Raw genomic sequence first — 22,803 nt, 5'->3', positions numbered from 1 at the left:
CTCCAGCGATGCCCCTTAGTCTTGGAAGGCAGAATAGTGCCAATACTGACGAACAGGAATCCTGAGAACGGAATGTTTAATTATCGTTAATACCTGACACCAGGCGTCGATAATTATTCGGTAATTGACGCACCTTTAAACTGACCGATAATGTTAGAATAGAAGTTGAAAAGTTAACAGATAGGTGGCTTCAACAATGACAAATCAACGTGTATTAACTGTTCCAGGCGGTATTAATTTCCGTGAACTCGGTGGCTACTCGACTAAAGATGGCCGACAAATTAAATGGCATAAAGTTATTCGAACGGGGGGACTTGACCAATTAACGCCCGCTGGACAAGCTTTGTTAGGTGATTACGGTGTCCGCTACGATATCGATTTTCGTTCACCACAAGAAGTTCTGGACGCTCCTGATCGGATTCCTGGCAGTGCTAAGTACGTGTACGCACCCGTGTTTAATGTTGACGAAACGCTTAATTCAGATGGTACTGACAAGATGACGGCTAATTTGGAAAAACATCCGGATAGTGGGTTTGAGCACATGCTAAAGGTTTATCGGATGGTGGCCAACGAGCAACATGCCAAAGATGAATATCGGCGCTTCTTCGATAATTTACTGGCCAATGATCGACCTGATTCAACGTTGTTATTTCACTGTACAGCGGGGAAGGATCGGACCGGAATGGGCGCAGTTTACTTACTAACAGCACTAGGAGTTGACTTTAAGACGATCAAGCAGGATTACCTGCTAACAAATCAAGCTTCAATTGGCCGAATCAAAGGGGCAGTTATGGACGCGCGGGCACAGGGTGCTTCAGCGGCAACGGTTGACAGTATTCGGGCACTGTGGTCGGTTGATGCAGCCTATTTAGATGCGGCCATGACTGAAATCAAACGGCAATCAGGCAACTTGAATCATTATTTACACACAGAACTTAAATTAACTAATAATGAAATCAATGATTTACAACGGATCTATTTAGAATAGGAAGTGTGACAATGCGCTATCTTGCTAGTTCCAGTCATGACATTCGAACAAACCTGGCTATTGAGACGTATTTGATGGAACACGCTGATTTAACCGAGCCAATTTTGTATTTTTACATTAATGATCCTTGCATTATTGTTGGTCGTTATCAGAATGTTAAGGCGGAAATCAATCAGGACTATGTCGATCAGCACCACATTACGCTGACACGGCGAACTTCTGGTGGTGGTGCTGTATATGATGATCTTGGTAATGTTAGTTTTAGTTTTATCACTAAGGATGATGGGAACGGTTTTGGTAATTTTAAGCGATTCACAGCGCCGGTCTTAAAGGCCTTGCATGCCATGGGGGCCACCAATGCGATGATGAGCGGCCGCAATGACTTATTGATTGATGGCAAGAAATTCTCGGGTAACGCGATGCACGTTGAGAATGGCCGAATGTTTTCCCATGGGACCCTGATGTATGATGTTGACCAAACGCAGATTGCTCAAGCACTGACGGTGCCCACGGACAAACTAGCTTCTAAGGGAATCAAATCAGTTCGGAGTCGAGTTACGAACTTAAAACCTTACATGGCGCCAGCATACCAACACTTAACGATCGAAGCCTTTCGAGATACGTTAGCCCGTGAAATCTTGGGTGTGACTGATTTAAGTCAAGCTAAGTCGTATCCGTTAGATGATGTCGCTTTGGCAGGCGTGGCGGAATTAAATCAGCGATATTTCAAGAACTGGAATTGGATTTATGGACAATCACCGGCGTTTACCGTCAAGCAGCGGCGGCACTTTGATGCCGGTACGGTTGAGTTTCAGCTCAACGTGGATGCTGGACGGATTAAGACGGTTACGATTTATGGTGATTTCTTTGGTGCAAAACCAATCACACCAGTCATTGAGCGACTGACTGGTGTGAAATATGAACGTCAAGCAATTACGTCGGCACTAGCCCCCCTTGATTTAACGGCCTATTTCGGCCATATTAATTCAGCCGAATTAATTGATTTAATCGTTGCGTAGTGAGATTGTGAAAAAGGCTATTAACAACGATAGTTGCATGAAAAAAGAACGGGCGGACTGGATTTGCTTAATGGAGTGTGGCGACTTGTCTTAAGCTAATTCAGTTAGTTATTAAATGAAGTTGAAAGCGCTTAAAATTGTTTTGCTTTCTCTAGTGAAATCCATTACAATATAGTTATTAATTTAGAAATTATATAATATTTGACTATTTGATTATAAGAAGGAGTTGTTTTTAATGCACAAGTTTATCGCGATGGTTGGAACTAATTCAGATCAATCGACTAACCGTAAGTTATTGCAATACATGCAAGCCCACTATGCGGATCAAGCAGAAATTGAGTTAATGGAAATTAAAGGGTTGCCAATCTTTAATAAGCCAGAAAATCGTCAAATTCCAGAACAGGCCCAAATGATGGCCGATAAGATCGAACAAGCGGATGGGGTGATTATCAGCACACCAGAGTATGACCATTCAGCCCCGGCCGTTTTAATGAACGCCTTGGAGTGGCTCTCATTTCATATTCAGCCTTTTGTTGATAAACCGGTGATGATTATTGGTGCGTCGTATGGCGCGTTGGGAACTTCACGGGCCCAGGCCCATCTTCGGCAAGTCTTGGATTCACCAGAATTGCGTGCACGGATCATGCCGAGCTCAGAATTTATGTTAGGCCATTCGTTACAGGCTTTCGATGATGAGGGGAACCTAACCGATGAACAAAAAGTTGCTAAGCTAGATGGTTTGTTTGCTGATTTTCAAGTTTTTGTAGCAATTACGAAGAAATTAAAGCATGCTAACGCAACGACGCATCAAGAAGTTCGCGATATGGACTGGGAAAAATTATAGAGAGGGCGACGACGAATGAAATTAGTTGGAATTGCAGGTTCAATTGAAGATAAGTCTTATAACCGATTATTATTAAAGTTCATTGCCAATCATTTTAGTGACATGGTTGACGTTGAAATCTTGGATATTCAAGACGTGCCCATGTTTAATCAGAGTGACGATCAAACAGAAGGCGAAGCAGTTCAATATCTGAAGCGGAAAATTATGCAGGCGGACGGCGTGATTATTGCCACACCGGAACATAATCACACGATTACGGCCGCTTTGAAGAGCGTGATCGAATGGCTATCGTTCAAGATTCATCCAATGTCTGGCAAACCAGTATTGATCGTAGGGGCTTCTTATTATGATCAAGGTTCTTCGCGGGCCCAGTTAAATTTACGCCAAATTTTGGAATCACCTGGTGTCGATGCGGTTGTAATGCCTGGAAATGAGTTCTTGCTTGGTGAAGTTAAGCAGGCCTTTGATGATCAGAATAATTTAAAGGATCCACGAACTGTGTCATTTTTACAAGAAACGTTAGGTAAGTTCCTGAAGTTTGTAAAGATGGTCAATGCGATGGACGCAGAAGCCCATGCTGATGATTGGAAAAATGAAGATCTTGAAGCTAAGGGTGAAGTTGAGACGACCATTAAAGGTGTTGATATGCATGCTGCTGATTGGGTTGAACAAGCGGCTGCTAAGACCCATGCGGCTGAAGGTGACGATTACGTTAAGCTAGACCGGGGCGTACTGACGGTTAAGCAATTAAATTGGTTCTTAAATTCGATGCCAATGGAATTGACTTATGCCGACGCCAACAATCAGTTCTTATACTATAATCACCAAATGGATGGCGATAAGATGCTGGCTTCACGGACACCAGCACAAGCCGGCAACCCATTAGCTGATTGTCATCCAAAACGGGCTGTTCCGGGTGTTAAACGGGCCGTCCATATGTTACGGACAGGTGAAACCGATCTCTTTAAGTTACCGGTACCTGGTATTCCTAATAAATATGTGATGCACTATTACCAAGCCTTACATGATGATAAGGGCGAATACAAAGGCATTAACGAGTTTGTACTGGACCTATTACCAATTGTTAAGTATTACCTGAAGCAGACTGGACAGATGTTAGCGCCTGATCCAGATGCTAAGACGGATGCCGTTTCGGGGGCATCGTCAAAAGCCAAAACACCAAAGCCTGATGATGTCTCTGGGGCATCAGCAGATACAGATGTGGAACCAACTGTTGACGATGTATCGGGTGCATCGGCTGATACCGAAGCAGCGCCGGTACCACCAACAAAGCTGGCAACACCTGAAGTTGACAGTGTTTCTGGCGCTTCAGCTAAATAGTCAAGCAAGTTCTTAACCAAGAAGCTTTGAGGATTGATAGTCTCAAAGCTTCTTTTTTTGTGGTTAGGTCAATTGTTCGGTAATTTAGATATAAATAATATTATGATGATGGTCACTCATAAATATTAATTAGTGATGAATAGTAGTGAATCGATTGCTAATATTGAGCGTTTGGTCAAAATCTAAAGTAATATTAGTCAACTTGTTTATTTTAAAAACACGAACATTAAAATGTTAATTAATCAATAAAGTTAAGAAATTCGTTGACAGCAAGGCGGCTGGTTGCTAAACTAATGGTGAAAACAGAGAAAGAGGGATCGTGATGGCGAAAGTTGGTTTGATAATGGGGTCAATTTCCGATTGGCCAACCATGCAATTAGCGGCAGAGCAGTTGACAGCGCTAGGGGTATCTTATGAGCGGCACATAATTTCAGCGCACCGAATGCCCCAGACCTTACAGTCGTATGGTGAACAAGCAGCAGTGCGCGGCATTCAAGTGATTATTGCGGGAGCGGGTGGTGCCGCCCATTTACCAGGAATGTTAGCCGCCAATACGCTATTACCAGTAATTGGTGTCCCTATTAAGACGCATACGTTGAACGGGGTCGATTCATTATTGTCGATTGTCCAAATGCCGGCGGGAGTTCCTGTCGCGACCATGGCGATCGGGGAAGCTGGAGCTAAGAATGCTGCCCTAATGGCTGCCCAAATTATTGGTTTACGTGAGCCTGAGGTACAACAGGCTATTAGTGATTTCCGTATGCGGCAACGTCAGGAGGCTGAACAAAGTGAACGTCAATTTTAAGAACGCCATCTTACCACCGGCAACGATTGGCATCGTTGGTGGTGGCCAGCTTGGTCAGATGATGACGCTTAGTGCTAAAGCGATGGGTTATCATGTGGGGGTTCTCGACCCGATATCTAAAGCACCGGCTGCCCAAGTTGCTGATTTTCAAATTGTCGCTGCTTACGACGATCAAGCGGCATTATTAGATTTAGCGCGGCGCAGTGATGTCTTAACTTATGAATTTGAAAATGTTGATGAAGCCGCACTGGTTGCCGCCCAAGCCTATGCGCAATTGCCACAAGGAACCGCCTTACTTCATATTACTGGGGACCGACTCAATGAGAAACAATTTCTTCATGATCATGGCATTCCGGTTACCCCGTTTGCACCAGTGACAGATTTACAGTCATTGAACTATGCCCTTAATCGTGTCGGTACCCCGGCGATTCTTAAAACAGCGGCGGGTGGTTATGATGGCCACGGACAAACGGATTTGGCAACGACCACGGTGACGGATGCGGCCCACGCACTGTTGGCACAATCATGTATCTTAGAAGCCCGCCAGGAATTTCGAACAGAAGTTTCAATGATGGTGACGCGCAGTGCTGCTGGTGTGGTGACACCCTTTCCATTAGTCGAGAACCAACACCAACATCACATCTTACACACAACGATTGCACCGGCCAACGTTCGTCCTAGTGTTCATGCTGCCGCGCGTAAAATTGCGGTTTCGATTGCAGAGGCCTTACAACTACGAGGTGTATTAGGCATTGAATTCTTTGTTCTACCGGACGATACTTTATTGGTCAACGAGTTAGCGCCGCGGCCCCATAATTCGGGACACTATACGATTGAGGCCTGCAATATCTCACAATTTGAAGCCCATATTCGAAGTGTTTGCGGTTTGCCGATTCCAGCCATCACTCAGACAAGTCCAGCGGTAATGCGCAACCTGTTAGGCGCGGACTTGACATTGGCACGGCAACAGTTGATCAATCATCCAGAGTGGCATTTTCATGATTACGGGAAGGCTGACATTAAGCCACAACGCAAGATGGGCCACGTGACCGTTTTAAATCACGATATTGATGCAGCATTAGTAGCCCTTGCAAGTTTGAAAGGAGAACAATAATCATGACAGCCCCAATTGAGAAAAAAACACTACTATATACTGGTAAAGCCAAAGCGATGTATGCCACTAATGATCCCGAAATCTTGTGGGTCGAATATTTAGACCAGGCAACGGCCTTAAATGGAAAGCGCAAAGTTCCGATTGATCAGAAAGGCCGTTTAAACAATCGGATTGCAAGTCTGATTTTTAAAGACCTAGCTGCCCATGGGATTGTGAACCATTTCATTGATCAACCTTCAGACTACGTGCAGCTTGTGCGGCGCGTTACGATGATTCCACTAGAAACCGTCGTTCGTAATGCCGCGTCAGGGAGTTTTGAGCGTAAGTTTGCAGTGCCACATTTAACTAAATTCACTGAACCGGTACTGGAATTTTTCTACAAGAGCGATCAATTAGATGATCCCTTTATTAATGAGTCACAGATCCAAGCGTTGAACGTGACAACGCCAGCGACTGTGACTGAAATCAAGCGGCAAGCCTTGCAAGTTAATCAACGGCTAACGTCAATTTTTGCGGCAATGGGTGTACAACTCGTTGATTTTAAAGTCGAATTTGGGTTGACGACCACAGGTAAAGTTTTATTAGCTGATGAAATTTCACCGGATAGCTGTCGACTGGTGGATTTAAAGACTGGGGCGTCACTTGATAAGGATGTCTTTCGCAAGAATCTTGGTAATTTGACGAGTGTCTATCAGGAAGTATTGTCACGGCTAGCAACCGTTGAGGAGGCCTAACATGTACTTAGTTAAAATCTATGTTACTTATAAACAATCAATTTTAGATCCCAAGGGTGAGGCCATTCATGATGCCTTACATCGGCTGGGATATACGAATGTGGATGCGGTTGAGTTAGGCAAGTATTTTGAGGTTAAGATTCACGCAGATGATCGACCAGTAGCTGCTGAAATTGATGAAATGTGTGATCAGTTGTTAGCTAACGTCAACATGGAAACCTATCGTTACGAAATTACTGAGATGGAGGCTTTATAATGCTGAGATTTGCCGTACCAGTTTTTCCTGGTTCTAATTGTGATCATGATATGGTAAACGCTTTGCGCGATGTTTTGCACGTCTCGGCAGATTTGATTCCAGCAACGGCGACGTCACTGGCAGGTTACGATGCGGTCATTTTACCGGGTGGTTTTTCGTACGGCGATTACCTGCGAAGTGGTGCCATTGCTCGCTTTGCACCGATTATGCCAGCCGTAATTGCGTTTGCTGATGCAGGTAAACCAGTTATCGGTATCTGTAATGGTTTTCAAGTGCTGACTGAGGCTGGGTTATTGCCGGGGGCCTTGCAGTCGAATCGTTCAGCCAAGTTTATTTGTCAAGATAGTCGGTTACGAATTGTCAATCATGAGACAGCTTTTACGTCCACGTATGGTTCAACGGACCAAATCAGTTTGCCAATTGCGCATGGTGAAGGTAATTATTATTGTGATGAAGCGACGTTAGCTGAGTTACGTGCCAACCAACAAATCATTTTTGAATATGTCGATAATCCTAATGGTAGTACGGCAAACATTGCTGGTATCATGAATCGAGCCGGTAACGTGTTAGGCATGATGCCCCATCCAGAACGGGCTGTGGAAATGATCCTTGGTTCCACGGATGGTCTGGGGATTTTTCAGTCCGTCATTGCTAATCAAGAGGAGGCCGCACATGCTTAGAAAGCAATCATTATCACCGACCGATGTTCGTGATTCCAAGGTATATCGGGATTGGGGTTTGACCGATGCTGAATATCAATTATTAACGGATGAAGTGCTTGAACGTTTGCCTAACGAAACCGAGACTGGCCTATTTTCTGGCATGTGGAGTGAACATTGTTCGTACAAGAATTCTAAGCCAGTTCTGAAAAAATTTTGGACACAAGGTGAACAAGTGCTTGAGGGCCCTGGTGAAGGGGCGGGTATTATTGATATTGGTGATGGTCAAGCCGTTGTTTTTAAGGCCGAAAGTCATAATCACCCGTCGGCGGTCGAACCCTATGAAGGTGCGGCGACCGGCGTAGGTGGCATTATTCGCGATATTTTCTCAATGGGGGCTCGTCCAATTGCCTTATTAGATAGTTTGCGCTTTGGTGAACCGACGGATGCGCATACTAAATACTTAATTTCACAAGTCGTTGCCGGAATTGGTGGTTATGGCAACTGTATCGGAATTCCAACGATTGGTGGCGATACCGTATTTGATGCGAGCTATCAAAAGAATCCGTTGGTGAATGCCATGTGTGTTGGTATCTTGGATCAGGCTGACATTCAAAAGGGACAAGCGACAGGAATTGGGAATGCCGTTATTTACGTCGGTGCCAAAACAGGCCGCGATGGCATTAACGGTGCTTCCTTTGCTTCGGTCGAATTTAATGATGCCAATGAAACGCAACGGTCCGCTGTCCAGGTTGGTGATCCCTTTATGGAAAAACTATTGATGGAAGCGTGCCTCGAAGTGATTCATAATCACCGGGATATCTTGATTGGTATTCAAGATATGGGGGCGGCCGGGCTCGTATCATCTTCGGCCGAAATGGCTTCTAAAGCCGGAAGTGGCTTATCCTTGAATCTTGACTTAGTCCCGCAACGTGAAACTGGCATGACGCCTTTTGAACTGATGCTTTCTGAATCACAGGAACGGATGCTACTGTGTGTTAAAGCGGGAGCGGAAGCTGAGATTTATCAAGTCTTCGAAAAGTACGGGCTGGATGCGGTCACTATTGGTAAGGTAACGGCTGGTCATCAGTATCAATTATTTCATCACGGTAAACTAGTCGCTGACGTTCCAGTTGATGCGTTGGCAACCAAGGCCCCCGTCTATGAACGAGAAAAGAAACGACCGTCCCGGTTGAATCACCAGAGCCATCATCAATTTATGCCGCGACTAGTTGATGCGACCGGAACATTGAAGAAGATGCTGCAACAACCAACTATTGCCTCCAAGGCATCGTTATATGGCACTTATGACTCGCAAGTTCAGACGAATACGGTCGTCAAGCCAGGCTCAGATGCAGGTGTAATTCGGATTCGGCATACGGATAAGGCCTTAGCAGTTACGACTGATGTGAATGGGCGATACTTATACTTAAATCCACGGATCGGTGGTGAAATCGCCGTCGCAGAAGCGGCGCGTAATATTGTGGCTTCGGGTGGGCAGCCTTTAGGAATCACTGACTGTTTAAATTATGGTAATCCAGAAAAACCAGAGCAATTTTATGATTTAGATGAGTCGGCCATGGGAATTGCGCGTGCTTGTCAGTTATTCAATACGCCAGTCATCTCTGGCAATGTTTCGTTGAACAATGAATCTAATGGTGAAGCGATTTATCCCACCCCGATGATTGGCATGGTAGGATTGATCAAACATCAAAAAGATATTACCACCAGTGATTTCAAGCATGCTGGCGATGCGGTCTACGTATTAGGAACAACGGCAGCCGATTTCAACGGCAGTGAACTGCAAAAGATGTTGACCGGGACGATTAGTGGTGAACTGTTTGATTTTGACCTCGTGACTGAAAATCGTAATCAACGATTATTATTAACAGCAATCCAAAAAGGATTAGTGGCCAGTGCCCATGATGTTTCTGAGGGTGGGTTAATTACCACGATTGCGGAAGCTTGTTTCCCACAAAATATTGGGGTGGAACTGGCTAGTGATTTACCTGCTACCAATTTCTTTGCGGAAACGCAGTCGCGGTTTGTTATCTCGGTGACACCAGAACATCAAGCAGCTTTTGAAAGCTTGATGGAACCATATGTGACTTATTTAGGACAGACGACGGCAAGGGATCGACTACATGTTCAGACTGCTGATCAAGCCTTTGATATCAAAGTTAGCTTTGCAAAACAGTTGTGGGAAGGGGCGTTACCATGCCTACTGAAGTAAGCAGTCTAAATGAAGAATGTGGTGTGTTTGGTGTTTGGGGTTCGCCGGATGCGGCTCAATTGACGTATTTTGGACTTCATGCATTGCAACATCGTGGTCAGGAAGGTGCTGGGATTACTGCTAATAATCATGGTAAGCTTCAGACGGAACGGGGGCTCGGTCTATTAGCGGATGTCTTCCGTGATCCCCGGCGCTTGGCACATTTGACGGGACAAGCGGCCGTGGGGCACGTTCGGTACGCAACGGCTGGCAATCATGGGTTGGAAAATATTCAACCATTGAGTTTTAATTTTAGCGACGCACAGTTTGCCCTCGCTCATAACGGCAATTTGACTAATGCGGTGACATTACGGCGGCGCTTAGAACAACATGGGGCTATCTTTCATGCCAGTTCTGATAGTGAAATTTTAATGCATTTGATTCGGCGCAGTCCGGCAGCCACGTTAACGGAGCAAGTTAAGGATGCCTTACGACAAGTGCATGGTGGCTTTGCCTACTTATTATTAACAAATGATTGTTTGATCGCGGCTTTGGACCCTAATGGGTTACGACCATTAGTCGTAGGTCAGTTACCCACGGGCGGGTACGTCGTGTGCAGTGAGACCTGTGCTTTGGATACGATCGGCGCTACGTTTGTTCAAGACGTTCAGCCGGGAGAACTGTTAATAATTGATGATCATGGTTTGACGATTGATCACTATACAACTGATACACAGTTAGCCATCTGTTCGATGGAATTTATTTACTTTGCGCGTCCGGACTCGGATATTCATGGTGTCAATGTTCATTCTGCCCGTAAACGAATGGGAGCTCAGTTAGCCATTGAGCAGCCGGTAGATGCCGATATTGTTGTCGGGGTCCCGAATTCATCCCTGTCGGCGGCGACTGGCTATGCTGAAGCAAGTGGTCTGCCTTACGAAATGGGATTGATCAAAAATCAGTATTCATCAAGGACTTTTATTCAACCGACCCAAGCACTACGGGAACAAGGGGTCCGGATGAAGCTCTCAGCTGTCAAAGGGGTTGTTGCCGGAAAACGCATCGTGTTAATTGATGACTCAATCGTACGTGGAACGACTAGTCGCCGTATTGTTAAGTTATTGAAGGATGCGGGCGCAAAATCAGTTCATTTGCGGATTGCATCGCCACCGTTACGCTATCCATGTTTTTACGGAATCGATATTCAATCGACTAACGAGTTAATTGCAGCTCAACAAACGATTCCTGAGATGTGTCAGACATTTGGGGCTGATTCACTAGGCTTTTTGAGTGAACGAGGGGTCATTGATGCGGTTGGCTTGCAGACTAGTGAACCGTATGGCGGATTGTGTATGGCTTATTTTAATGGCGACTATCCGACGGCACTATATGACTACCAAGCAGAGTACGATGCAGAAATTGCGCAAATACACGCCAATCATGAAGGGGTGATCAAGTGAGTGATGCGTATAAGCGGGCTGGTGTTGATATTAATGCCGGCTACGATGTCTTAAAGACGGTCAAGCAGATGAGTGGCAATCAACAACTGGGTGCATTTGGTGGTGCTTTTCCACTGAGTTCTGACATGACGACCAATGATCCCGTACTAGTAGCTGGTACGGATGGTGTTGGTACTAAATTGTTGGTAGCGATTGCGGCTGATCAGCATACAACGATTGGTATCGACTTAGTGGCGATGTGCGTAAACGATATTTTAGCACAGGGGGCCATGCCACAATTTTTCTTAGATTACTTAGGTTTAGGGCATACAGATCAGGATCGGGTCAAGGCCATTTTGACCGGAGTCATTGCCGGTTGTCAGCAGGCACATACGACTTTAATTGGCGGCGAGACGGCTGAGATGCCTGATATGTATGGTCAAGATCATTATGATCTTGCTGGTTTTGCAGTGGGGATTGCGAATCGTGCCGACTTATTATCGCCAGCTAATGTGATTGCTGGGGATGTTCTGATTGGTTTACCATCTAATGGGCTACATGCTAATGGTTTTAGTCTGGTGCGCGATATTTTATTCAAACAGCATGATTACCAATTAACAACGGTTTTCAAAGAACTTGGTCATGACCTACAGACCGAACTTTTACGACCAACGACCATCTATGTTGATGCCGTTCAACCATTATTACAACAAAAATTAGTGGCGAGCGTTGCCCACATTACTGGTGGTGGCTTAATTGAAAATGTTGCGCGGGCATTACCGGCCGGTTTAAGTGCCCATCTGGAGTTGGGACAATGGCCGGTACCACCGATTATGCCGTTATTGGCTGAACTTGGGGACTTAACGGCAACAGACTTACGGTCGACCTTTAACCTAGGATTAGGGATGGTCCTGATGGTTCATCCAGATCAAGTGGCGACGGTGATAGCGAAGTTAACAGCTAATCAGCAGCCTTATTATCAAGTTGGAACAGTTCAAGCTGGTTCGACTCCGGTTGTTTTTGAGGAGGCCCAGCATGGTTAAAAAAATCGCGGTATTTGCTTCGGGCAACGGGACGAACTTTGACGCTTTACAGCAGGCTATTAAGGTACGCCAACTACCCGTAGTGCTTGGCTTGCTTGTGTGTGACCAGCCAGATGCACCCGTGATTGCGAAGGCCCGAGCTGTCAATGTACCCATACTAATTGTTGATTTTCATGATTATGCCAACAGGGCGGCTGCGGAGGCCATTATTTTAACGGCACTGCAGGCGCGACAAATTGATGTCGTGTTATTAGCAGGATATATGCGGATTATTGGTCCCACCCTGTTGAATGCTTATGCTCATAAAATTATTAATATCCACCCGGCTCTGTTACCGGATTTTCCAGGTCGTCACGGCATTGAAGATGCTTTTGCGGCTGGTGTTACTGAGACGGGGGTGACGATTCACTATATCGATGCTGGTATCGATACTGGGCAAATAATTGCCCAACGCGTTGTTCCAGTTGCACCCGATGATACGTTGTCAACGCTGGCGACGCGTATTCATATTTGTGAACACCAATTTTATCCAGATGTGTTACAGACACTCATTAATGAAGGAGCAATTTAAGATGACAAAACGTGCGTTGTTAAGTGTTTCTGATAAGCAAGGATTAACTGATTTTGCAAAGGGACTCGTTGCGCTAGATTACGAGTTGATCTCAACTGGTGGGACGAAAAAGGCACTCGAAGCAGCGGGCATTCCAGTGATTGGGATTGAAGAAGTGACCGGTTTTCCTGAAATGCTTGATGGACGGGTCAAAACTTTGCATCCCAAGGTCCATGCGGGCTTGTTGGCTCGGCGTGATCTACCAGCACATATGGCCCAATTAGAAGCAGCCGGGATTCAGCCAATCGACATGGTCGTTGTTAATCTTTATCCATTCAAGGCGACGATTCAGCGACCCGATGTGACACAGGCCGAAGCCATTGAACAGATCGATATTGGTGGCCCATCGATGTTGCGTTCCGCCGCCAAAAACTTTGCTGCCGTACTACCAATTGTAGATCCGGCTGATTATGATCAAATTTTGGCGGACCTACAAGCGGACGCCATTACACCAATAGTACGGCAACACCTTGCTGCCAAGGTCTTTCAACATACCGCGGCTTATGATGCACTGATTGCCCAATATTTAACGACTGAGGAATTTCCAGATAAGTTAACGCTCACTTACGACAAGCAGCAAGCCCTTCGTTATGGTGAGAACAGTCATCAGCAAGCGGCTTTCTACGAAAATGCACTACCAACTGACTTTTCAATTACGGGTGCGCACCAAATTCATGGTAAAGAGCTTTCTTACAATAACATCAAGGATGCTGACGCGGCGTTGCGGATGGTCAGTGAATATCAACAACCGGCCGTAGTGGCGATGAAACACATGAATCCTTGTGGTGTTGGGTTGGGGACGACGATTGAGGATGCTTGGGATAAGGCTTATGAAGCTGATTCGATTTCCATTTTCGGTGGCATTATTGCACTCAATCGACCTGTCGACTTAGCAACGGCGGAAAAAATGCACGCGTTATTCTTGGAAATTATTATTGCACCAAGTTTCGATGACGGTGCCTTAACCGTCTTATCCAAGAAGAAAAACTTGCGTTTAATGACGGTTGATTTTGATCAGGCCCATACGGCTGATAAATTTGAAACCATTTCAGTTGGTGGTGGCTTATTATGTCAAGAGGTTGATGCAACCTTTGAAACGCCAGCTGATTTTGCAGTTGTTACTCAGACGCAGCCAACACCGGAGCAGTTAAAAGCTTTAGCTTTTGGCCAGCAGGTTGTTAAACACGTTAAGAGTAATGCGGTGGTCGTTACGACGGCGGACCGGACGTTGGGAATTGGTTCTGGACAGATGAATCGGATCGACGCCACCAAGATTGCAATTGGCAAGGCCATGCAACAGGCTGGTTATGAGCAGGCTATTTTAGCTTCTGACGCTTTCTTTCCGATGGATGATTGTGTCGAATACGCGGCTCAACATGGTATTCGTGCCATCGTGCAACCAGGTGGGAGTATTCGCGATAAGGATTCCATTGCGATGGCTGATCGGTATGGTATTACGATGGTCACAACTGGTGTCCGGCATTTCCGGCATTAATTAGTGAAGGGATGGTGCGAACATGGCAAAAGTATTAGTAGTTGGTGGTGGTGGTCGTGAACATGCTATTGCCAAGGCGATGATGGCAAGTCCGCAGGTCAGTACTGTTTATTGTGCGCCTGGTAATCCGGGAATGGTACCGGATGGGATTCAGACGTTGGCGATTAAAGAAATGGACTTTGCGGGTTTAGTTAACTTTGTGCGGGCCAATACGGTCACATTGACCTTCGTTGGTCCAGAAGTACCGTTAGCAGCCGGCATCGTTGATTACTTCCAGGCAGCAGGTCTTGCTATTTTTGGCCCGCATCAGGCGGCTGCACAGTTGGAGAGCTCCAAAGTATTCGCCAAAGCCTTTATGCGTCGCCACCACATTCCGACCGCCGATTATCGCCAATTTCACGAGTTAGCGCCTGCGCTGACTTATAGTCGTGAACAGTCATTGCCACAAGTTATCAAGGTTGATGGACTGGCGGCTGGCAAAGGTGTAACGGTCGCAATGAGTTATGAACAGGCGGCAACGGCAATTATAACGGCGTTTGCGGCCAGTGCGACTGTGTTGATTGAAGATTATGTGACCGGTTTTGAGTTCTCACAAATGGTCTTAGTTGGTGGCGAGCACTATGTATTGTTACCAACGGCGCAGGATCACAAACGGTTACAAGATCATGATCTGGGACCAAACACGGGCGGGATGGGGGCTTATTCACCAGTGCCACAAATTACGCCGGCAGTCATTGAGCAGACGGTTACCACGATTATTGAACCCACAATTGCTGGAATGAAAGCGGATGGGTTGAGTTTTGAAGGTGTCATCTATGTTGGTGGCATGCTCACTGCAGCTGGCGTTCAAGTTATTGAATATAATTTGCGATTAGGTGATCCTGAAACTCAAATCTTATTACCGCAACTACAGAGTGATTTCTATCAAGTTGTTGTCGATTTGCTTCGGCACCGGCAACCGCACGTTCAGTGGCAGACGACTGCTAGCTACCTCGGAGTTGTGCTAGCCGCCCCCGGTTATCCGGGGGCAGCCGAAGCGGGGGTGCCCATCCCAACCGTGGCAGGAGTTGATTATGCGAGCGTAGCCGGTACACCGGATCAATTAGTCAGTGCGGGCGGTCGAGTGATGATGGTAACGGCTAGTGCCTCCAACTTGATAGCAGCACAACAGGCAGTTTATCAGCGAATTGACCAACTGGAGATTGGCAGTCTGATTTATCGAACCGATATTGGGGCCAAAGGAATTGAGCAGTTGCGCTGATTAATGCTTGACAATCAGATTATCCCATTCTATGCTAAGTGCATTACTTAAATTCGTTATAAAATTTGAGGTTGCGTGTTGGAAATGACCAGCACCAACGTTAAAATCGTCCTTTTTAAGCGAAAATAAAGGGACGATTTTTATTTTGATATGTTGAAAGCAATTTGGAGGCTAAGTTAGTATGGAAATGGGCGCTTTGATGATGGTAGTTAAGCGGCGCATACATCATTGGCATGTGGCTGGTAGTCGACATGGTTATCTGCAACGAAAGTTAACAACTTTAAGTGTCAGCGCAGCCGGACTTAAAAATGTCGAGGATGCTGCGTTTATTCACCATATCCAAAAACCGGTTAATAGTGGTGAGTCGCGTAATCAAAACTGGTGGCATCTCAATTTCTTTTGGGGGTTACAGGGCATTGGTCGAGCATCAACGCCCCAAACACCAGCATTTGCACTTACTGGTAAAATTAGTGGTTTCAATCATCCGGCTGTCGCTCATTTTGAATTTATGCGTGACCAGATTAGTGGTGGGGTAGTCGATAAGCAAATACTGCCAGCTCCTACACTTTGTTTGGCGGAACTTAAGCGGCCAGCTAATGCAACTGCACTCAGCCAAGTCTACCAGTCAGATTCAGAAATGGTGCACGATTTGGCAGCGGCGTATCATCAAATTATGAGTGATTTGTACCAAGTTGGTGCGCGCCAGATTCAGCTGAATAGTTGTGCACTTGGTGGGCGTCAGGTCATGACGATTGCTGAACTTAGTACACAAGTTAGCCAAGAGGCTGTCCGTAATTTGCCGACTGATCTTTGTGTGCAGTGGCACGTGACGCATGGCAATTGTTGTTCAGTGTAAGCGCACTGACCGTAGTAAGTTTCATTAACTGGTACTGCTTGCGGCAGGCCTAAGCTGGCGGATTTGGGATATCGAAGATTTAGAAAATATTGATTCATAACAGATTATTGCGGTGTTAGTAGTTAAAAATAAATCAAATCGTGCGGTTAACTGAGTGTGTCTCGGCTAATCGCACGATTTTGTTAGTAGGGTCAAATTGGTGTGTGCAAACATGATGGCGCGTCATTGGGTGCTCTTGGTTAGTTTGTTGTCGCGTTCGGTTACTCGAACGTTACTTTTTGTTCTGTAAGGATTGGCGTTTTGGGCTGACCCATGTCCCGGAGCCAAAGCCTAAGATGGTTTTTAGTGCCGGAACGAACGTTGCTACTACAGTAAGCGGGTTAATCATCCAATAAAACAACATGTAGAGCGGTGCAAAAAACCAATATTTTAATTTTGCACCGTGATGATCTAGTAGTAATGCGGCCAGTAATTGCATGAAACCTGCCAATAGTTCAAAGCTGACGAAGACAAATGACAACATTAAGCCATGATAGAGGCGTTCGAAGTTACCGGTTATTAAGAACCAGCCCATGAGGATTAAAAACATTAGGGAAGTAATGATGAAGAAAAACGACCAGATGATCGACAAGGTTGAATCAACGAACATCGACAGTTGATAACGATGGGCAATCGGGTGTAAAAGAAACTTTTTAATGTTTGTTAACCAGACCTCGGTGCCACCTTGAGCCCAGCGTTTACGTTGATGGTAAAGATCGCGAATCGTAGTGGGAACATTCATGTGAAAGACGATGTTGGGCGCAAACCGGGGGACGGCCCCAACCATTTGATGGTCCCACGCAATACTAATATCTTCGGTAGCCCGATTTTGACGGAAGCCGCCAACATCAACGAGAAATTGTTTGCGATATAACGTATTAGCGCCACTGTAAGCATACATTGAATCATTGATGGATGTTTGGCTACGTTTGATAACGCCCACGATGCTTGAAAACTCGACAGTTTGTGATTTACCTAGAAGGGACGTGCGATTTTGAACATCCATGTTGGCCGTAACGGCGGAAGTATTCATATCACGGTCATGGATGAAGAAGTTCATGTACTTCATCAAGGCGTCCTTTTCAGGAATCGTATCGGCATCATTGCTCAGAATATAGTCACCCTTAGCAAAATACATTCCAATGTTGAAAGCATGGGCTTTACCCTTGTTTTTCTCGATCTCAACGGTCCGCAGACGTGGATAACTTGACTGCAAGCGCTGAATGATAGCGGCGGTCTTGTCAGTCGAGCCATCGTTCATGACCAAGACTTCATAGTTCGTATAATTGAGTTCGTCGAACAAATAAGTGATGGTCTCTTCAATCATGACCTCTTCATTGTGAGCGGGGATCATGATAGTAATCATAGGTTGTTGGTCAGCCGGAATGGCTTGCCAATTGTCATCGCGTTTGTTGGTCTTAATAAAGCGATAGGATAATGAGCCAGCAAACCAAAAGAATGAGCCAATGACGGGATACAGACAGAGAATTAGGAGGGCCAGATTGACAATCGTTTTTAAGAACGTTGCTTCAAATAAGTGGTCAATAAAAATATTGGTCATGGTGACTTCCTTCCTAATCGTTTAAATCATTCAAATCATTTTTTTGGTAGAGTTGTTGAATTTGATCCGTATCAAGATTCTGTTCCGGTTTGACACGGTAATAACGAGTGTTTTCTCGAAATTCAGCGTTACCAAAACGGTCATCCATGAATTTTGCTAACAGTTGTTGCCGTTTTTTCTGATTGATGGGATTAAAGGTCGGCCACTGCTCAACGACCCGTTCGCGCTTACGGTTCTGAATAATAGTCATGGTTACAGCAAAGAGTGAAGCAAGTGCAAAGCAAAAGACCAGCAGGATACCGATAAACTTAAATTCAAAGATGCCCTCATGATAATGCCAGAAACGAGGAATGTGAGGATTATAGCTTGACCAGATGGAAAGGATCGTAACTGTGATTGGGATAATGACAGCTAACCAGCCTACTAGTCCGACAATGGTTTGCCAAATTTTAAGCCCCCAGTGGTCAGAATCAAAATAGGCATCAGAATAAAGTTGCTGCCGGTTGGAATCTTCATTAGGTTGTTTGGTCATGCTGATCCTCCTTGGTTGTTGGTTGGTCGGGATTGATGGGATGGCCGAATAAATAGCCTTGACGAATACTAATCTGGAGTTGCTCGGCTAGCTGTTCGTCAGCTTCATTTTCAATTCCCATTAAGATTAAATCGATATCGTTATCTTTTGAGAGTTGATTCCAAAATTGAAGGTTCAAGTCTAGCCAAACGGAAGGATCTTCCTTACGAAACGAACGCATTGAGCATTTTAGTGTGTCGATATCTGCTAGTAACCATTGAATATTCTTCAAATTAGCTAAACTAGCCCCGACGTTATCAATCCCAAGTTTCATGCCGTATGTGCGGGCTTCACGGATTCGTCGCCGAAATAGCTGTTTGTTGATGTGGCGTGACTGATACTGTGGCGTATATTCAACAGCTAAATGCATCGGCTCAATATTCGCGATGGCCCAGCGAACAAAGTAGCGAAATTCAGGACTAATGATTTGTTCATACTCCAAGTTGATTGATAGTGTAATGGCTTCATCAGGTAATGACTTAAAGGTATCTTCAAGTAAGAAGATCACGCGTTGGAGTGGTAAGGAGTCCAGTTGTGGTGGCAATGACCATGAACCGTCAGTGTTATGTTGACGTAACAGACACTCGTATCCGGTCGTCTGTCCGCGAAAATCGACCTGTTTTTGAATAAAATAGCGAAGTTTAAAATCGTCGTTTTCAAGATAGTTATTGGAGTGCTTACGAGAGTACCAGTAATAAATCGCGATTGTGAGGATAAAGCCGACGGTAATTAAACCAGTCAACCAAAGTAATCCTGTTTCTAATTGCACTAGGTTCATTTATATATAATCTCCACAAAAAAACTTATGACAGCAGGAAAAACGTCCAGCAGTTATAGTTGATATAGTTAAACATTCTTGACATTATATGCCTATATTTGCACAGTTTCAATCAATATTATATGCTGATAAATAGGATTGTCTGCTGAATGTTATCAATCAGATTAAGCTTATGAAGAAAACAGACAACCATCCACTGACATTGTCGGGCTAACATAATTACGAATAATTGACGAGGTTTTAGTGGTCGCTTATAATCGATAATGACTTTGAGAGACAACGTAGATTAAAGAAGAAGGTTATTGTGAAATGGAAATTGTTTTAACAGGTTCGATCGGTCGCATTAATCAGACCCTCGTTCCTCAACTGACCCACAATGGGCATGATGTGACGGTTATTAGCCATCAGCCTAGTCGTAGTGGGCTAATCAAAGCTTTTCGAGCAACGCCGGCAATCGGCCGTCTCGATGATGAGGCATTTTTGACACGGACTTTCAAGGGAGCCGATGTTGTCTACTTAATGTTGACCGGCGTGTTGGCTAGTGATGATATTTATGTTGCTGCCAAACAGCAAGCGGAGATCTATGCAGCTGCAATCAATGCAGCTGGGGTGAAGCGAGTCGTTAACTTGAGTAGCGTGGGTGCTGATTTAGGCCCAGAGGTTGGTTCGTTGTATATGTATCACATTATTGAACAGACGTTAATGTCGGCTTTACCAGATGTTGACTTAACGTTCATTCGGCCAACTGCAATGTACTATAATCTATTAAACAGTGTACCAACAATTAGAAAAAGTCATCGGATTTACACTAATGCTAGTCTCGATGTTAAGAACGTATGGGTGGCGCCGGTTGATGTCACACCAGTTATCATTAAAGCTTTGACTAAACCGGTTACTGGACAGACGGTGTCCTATGTTGCTAGTGATGAACAGACTTATTTGGAAGTTGCGTCAGCATTATCGAAGATGCTCAAGATGCCAGATTTACGTGTCTCACAAGTCCCCGATGAGGTCATGCAGGACAATTTAGTGACGGCGGGAATGCCAATAGCTTTTGCAAGAGAGTATGTCAAAACGGTTGCTTACCAACGTGAGCACGATTTTTATGCGGACTATCGGGCTCACCAGCCACGATTGGGGACTGTCAAGATGGCCGATTTTGCACAAGTCTTTGCTGAAGATTACCATAATCAACAGGTCATCAAACACTAATTAAGATCAGTTATATGAGCAATGAAAGTCAAAAACACCCACGAGTTTTCGAAAACTCGTGGGTGTTTTTGACCTTCTATGCAGTTGCTAGACTAACCAATGGTGCCTTAAGCAACAAAGGCGAAGTACAGGATAAAGACGACCATCATCGTCCACATGAGGGCATTGACTTCACGCCAACGTCCTTTGACGGTCATCGTGACCGGATAAAAGATAAAACCAACGGCCAAACCTTCCGAAATGCTGTAAGTAAGTAGCATCATAATCATGGTAAAAAATGCTGGTACGGCAATTTCAAACTTGGTCCAATCAATGTACTGAACGTTTGAAAGCATCAAAATACCGACGATAATCAGTGCTGAAGCAGTAACCGCAGACGTAATCACTGTTAAAACTGGTGAGAAGAAGGCGGCAACGGTAAACAGGAGCGCAACGAAGACCGATGATAAGCCAGTTCGTGCCCCAACAGCCACACCTGAGGTTGATTCCACGTAAGCCGTCGTTGGTGACGTCCCAAAGATTGCGCCTAAGGATGTCGCGAGCGCACCGCTAAAGAGTGCTTTACCAACTCCCTTAACTTCACCGGACTGCTTATCCACCATTCCGGCTTCGGTGGCTACCCCAACGAGTGTCCCAGATGTATCAAAAAGCCCAATAATGAAAAACGTTAAAATAACGATAATCATTTGAAATGAATTGATATTGCCAAGATGGGTGATTGCTTGACCAAAGATAGGTTGGACACTCGGAACACCACTGATGATGCCAGTTGGTAAGGGAATGATGCCAAAAATCATGCCGACTGCGGCTGTGATAAACATGCCCCAAAAGATACCACCAGTAACGTTAGCAGTGACTAACATAATGCCAACAATAATGCCGAAAATTGCTAATAAAACGGTCGGACTGTGTAAGTTGCCAAGGGCCACGGCATTTGACTTGTTAGCAACGATAATACCAGAAGTTTGGAGCCCAGAAAAGGCAATGAATAATCCAATCCCGGCGGATACGGCATACTTTAAGGCGCTCGGAATCAAATTAATCAATTTGTCGCGTAATTTAGATAACGTTAATAGAATAAAGAGAATCCCAGCAACCAAGACACCTGCTAGGGCCGTTTGCCATGGAATATGCCATTCTTGGACGACTGTGTAAGTGAAGAAGGCGTTCAACCCCATCCCAGGCGCAAGCGCTACGGGGAAGTTGGCTACCAATCCCATTAATAGACAACCAGCAATGGCGGCTAAAATTGTTGCGGTAAAGACAGCAGTTTTGCTCATGCCGGTACTGCCCAATAGTTCGGGATTTACGGCTAAAATATAAGACATGGCTAAAAAGGTCGTCAGACCACCGATCAATTCGCGGCGGACTGAAGTACGGTTTTCACGCAAATGAAATAATTGTTCTAGAATAATGACCCACTCCTAAAATTAATAAAAAACTAACAATTCAACAATTGTCTAGTATAACATACTGTTTTTTAGGGTAACAGGGAATTTATTGTTTTATCTCTTTCGGTTGACTTAATTCCAACATCGTCAGGGTAGTCTCAAGCGACCATGCAGTCATTGTCCACTTTTACCAAAGTATCATGAATGATGATCAAAACATGCCAATTGGTTAAGGTCAAAAGCACCAGCTTAAACCCGCTGGAAAAAGGTCGAACTAGCGTAAACATGTTTGGCTTGAGCGTCCTAGACCGACTTCCAGGCATTTCTGCCAATTGCTGGAACGCGATGGACACAGATTTAAGCCGAAACCCACGTCTTAAATGCTGGTCTTCCATAGGCGTGCAATATTGTCGAAACGTGTTCGGGCCAACCTGGGTCTGCGGTTAGCTACACAATATTGCCAATCGGGGAAGACCATCCGCTTAGCAACATCGCTAGGCTAATCCTCAACCCAACCCGGTTGGACCTCACACTCTTGAAGTGCTGAGCATTGTCAGAAACGCCTTCCAGTCGGG

Annotated in this window: 21 protein-coding genes; 17 read left to right on the top strand and 4 right to left on the bottom strand. The window is 45.1% G+C overall.

Features of this window, described 5'->3' with window-relative positions:
• Window positions 1-196 precede the first annotated feature (196 nt).
• The 16 genes from RXV91_RS13185 to RXV91_RS13110 all read left to right on the top strand — a co-directional run bounded on the left by RXV91_RS13185 (window position 197) and on the right by RXV91_RS13110 (window position 16,676).
• Window positions 197-988, top strand: a complete 792-nt coding sequence (locus tag RXV91_RS13185; protein WP_316440241.1) for a tyrosine-protein phosphatase — start codon at window positions 197-199, stop codon at window positions 986-988.
• Between the two features lie 11 nt (window positions 989-999).
• On the top strand, window positions 1,000-2,007 hold the full coding sequence (locus RXV91_RS13180; protein ID WP_316440240.1) for a lipoate--protein ligase: 1,008 nt from the start codon (window positions 1,000-1,002) through the stop codon (window positions 2,005-2,007).
• A gap of 235 nt (window positions 2,008-2,242) precedes the next feature.
• Window positions 2,243-2,851: an NADPH-dependent FMN reductase gene (locus RXV91_RS13175; protein WP_021730784.1), complete on the top strand. Its 609-nt coding sequence runs from the start codon at window positions 2,243-2,245 to the stop codon at window positions 2,849-2,851.
• Window positions 2,852-2,866: 15 nt separating this feature from the next.
• Window positions 2,867-4,192 (top strand): NAD(P)H-dependent oxidoreductase, encoded by a 1,326-nt coding sequence (locus RXV91_RS13170; protein ID WP_316440239.1) that lies wholly within the window; start codon window positions 2,867-2,869, stop codon window positions 4,190-4,192.
• A 322-nt stretch (window positions 4,193-4,514) separates the two neighbouring features.
• Window positions 4,515-4,997 carry a 5-(carboxyamino)imidazole ribonucleotide mutase gene (gene purE / locus RXV91_RS13165; RefSeq protein ID WP_316440238.1) on the top strand — a complete coding sequence of 161 codons (483 nt, stop codon included), beginning with the start codon at window positions 4,515-4,517 and terminating at the stop codon, window positions 4,995-4,997.
• On the top strand, window positions 4,981-6,111 hold the full coding sequence (gene purK / locus RXV91_RS13160) for a 5-(carboxyamino)imidazole ribonucleotide synthase (RefSeq protein WP_316440237.1): 1,131 nt from the start codon (window positions 4,981-4,983) through the stop codon (window positions 6,109-6,111). Before purE ends, purK begins: the two co-directional genes overlap by 17 nt.
• Window positions 6,112-6,113: 2 nt before the next feature.
• The gene (gene purC / locus RXV91_RS13155) at window positions 6,114-6,845 is read left to right on the top strand and encodes a phosphoribosylaminoimidazolesuccinocarboxamide synthase (RefSeq protein WP_316440236.1); all 732 of its coding nucleotides are present in this window, start codon (window positions 6,114-6,116) and stop codon (window positions 6,843-6,845) included.
• Between the two features lies 1 nt (window position 6,846).
• The gene (purS, locus tag RXV91_RS13150) at window positions 6,847-7,101 is read left to right on the top strand and encodes a phosphoribosylformylglycinamidine synthase subunit PurS (protein WP_021730779.1); all 255 of its coding nucleotides are present in this window, start codon (window positions 6,847-6,849) and stop codon (window positions 7,099-7,101) included.
• Window positions 7,101-7,781 (top strand): phosphoribosylformylglycinamidine synthase subunit PurQ, encoded by a 681-nt coding sequence (gene purQ / locus RXV91_RS13145; protein ID WP_316440235.1) that lies wholly within the window; start codon window positions 7,101-7,103, stop codon window positions 7,779-7,781. Before purS ends, purQ begins: the two co-directional genes overlap by 1 nt.
• Window positions 7,774-9,993, top strand: coding sequence for a phosphoribosylformylglycinamidine synthase subunit PurL (purL, locus tag RXV91_RS13140; RefSeq protein WP_316440234.1), 2,220 nt, complete (start codon window positions 7,774-7,776; stop codon window positions 9,991-9,993). The genes purQ and purL overlap by 8 nt, the downstream gene beginning before the upstream one ends.
• Complete coding sequence (gene purF / locus RXV91_RS13135) at window positions 9,978-11,432, top strand: amidophosphoribosyltransferase (RefSeq protein ID WP_316440233.1); 1,455 nt, start codon at window positions 9,978-9,980, stop codon at window positions 11,430-11,432. The genes purL and purF overlap by 16 nt, the downstream gene beginning before the upstream one ends.
• Window positions 11,429-12,454 (top strand): phosphoribosylformylglycinamidine cyclo-ligase, encoded by a 1,026-nt coding sequence (gene purM / locus RXV91_RS13130; RefSeq protein ID WP_316440232.1) that lies wholly within the window; start codon window positions 11,429-11,431, stop codon window positions 12,452-12,454. Before purF ends, purM begins: the two co-directional genes overlap by 4 nt.
• Window positions 12,447-13,025, top strand: a complete 579-nt coding sequence (gene purN / locus RXV91_RS13125) for a phosphoribosylglycinamide formyltransferase (RefSeq protein WP_316440231.1) — start codon at window positions 12,447-12,449, stop codon at window positions 13,023-13,025. The genes purM and purN overlap by 8 nt, the downstream gene beginning before the upstream one ends.
• A 1-nt stretch (window position 13,026) precedes the next feature.
• Entirely contained in the window at window positions 13,027-14,559 is a 1,533-nt protein-coding gene (gene purH / locus RXV91_RS13120; protein ID WP_316440230.1) for a bifunctional phosphoribosylaminoimidazolecarboxamide formyltransferase/IMP cyclohydrolase, read from the top strand.
• A 22-nt stretch (window positions 14,560-14,581) separates the two neighbouring features.
• A complete protein-coding gene (purD, locus tag RXV91_RS13115) occupies window positions 14,582-15,820 on the top strand; it encodes a phosphoribosylamine--glycine ligase (RefSeq protein ID WP_316440229.1) in 1,239 nt (412 codons plus the stop codon).
• A 181-nt stretch (window positions 15,821-16,001) separates the two neighbouring features.
• Entirely contained in the window at window positions 16,002-16,676 is a 675-nt protein-coding gene (locus tag RXV91_RS13110; RefSeq protein WP_316440228.1) for a methionine synthase, read from the top strand.
• A gap of 271 nt (window positions 16,677-16,947) precedes the next feature.
• On the opposite strand, the gene RXV91_RS13105 is transcribed toward RXV91_RS13110, so the two are convergent.
• The 3 genes from RXV91_RS13105 to RXV91_RS13095 are packed head-to-tail and all read right to left on the bottom strand — an operon-like array spanning window position 16,948 to window position 19,625.
• Window positions 16,948-18,276: a glycosyltransferase family 2 protein gene (locus RXV91_RS13105; protein ID WP_316440227.1), complete on the bottom strand. Its 1,329-nt coding sequence runs from the start codon at window positions 18,274-18,276 to the stop codon at window positions 16,948-16,950.
• Between the two features lie 13 nt (window positions 18,277-18,289).
• The gene (locus RXV91_RS13100; protein WP_316440226.1) at window positions 18,290-18,808 is read right to left on the bottom strand and encodes a hypothetical protein; all 519 of its coding nucleotides are present in this window, start codon (window positions 18,806-18,808) and stop codon (window positions 18,290-18,292) included.
• Window positions 18,792-19,625 (bottom strand): EAL domain-containing protein, encoded by an 834-nt coding sequence (locus tag RXV91_RS13095; protein ID WP_316440225.1) that lies wholly within the window; start codon window positions 19,623-19,625, stop codon window positions 18,792-18,794. The genes RXV91_RS13100 and RXV91_RS13095 overlap by 17 nt, the downstream gene beginning before the upstream one ends.
• Before the next feature lie 309 nt (window positions 19,626-19,934).
• Between RXV91_RS13095 and RXV91_RS13090 the strand changes: the two genes are divergently transcribed.
• Window positions 19,935-20,837, top strand: a complete 903-nt coding sequence (locus RXV91_RS13090) for an NmrA family NAD(P)-binding protein (protein ID WP_316440224.1) — start codon at window positions 19,935-19,937, stop codon at window positions 20,835-20,837.
• Window positions 20,838-20,944: 107 nt separating this feature from the next.
• On the opposite strand, the gene RXV91_RS13085 is transcribed toward RXV91_RS13090, so the two are convergent.
• A complete protein-coding gene (locus RXV91_RS13085; protein WP_316440223.1) occupies window positions 20,945-22,228 on the bottom strand; it encodes an NCS2 family permease in 1,284 nt (427 codons plus the stop codon).
• Between the last annotated feature and the right edge of the window lie 575 nt (window positions 22,229-22,803).

It is taken from the genome of Lactiplantibacillus sp. DA1 (assembly GCF_032681335.1).
Lineage (GTDB): Bacteria > Bacillota > Bacilli > Lactobacillales > Lactobacillaceae > Lactiplantibacillus.
Note: the sequence above shows the minus strand (reverse complement) of the source record. Positions and strands in the feature narration are given on the sequence as shown.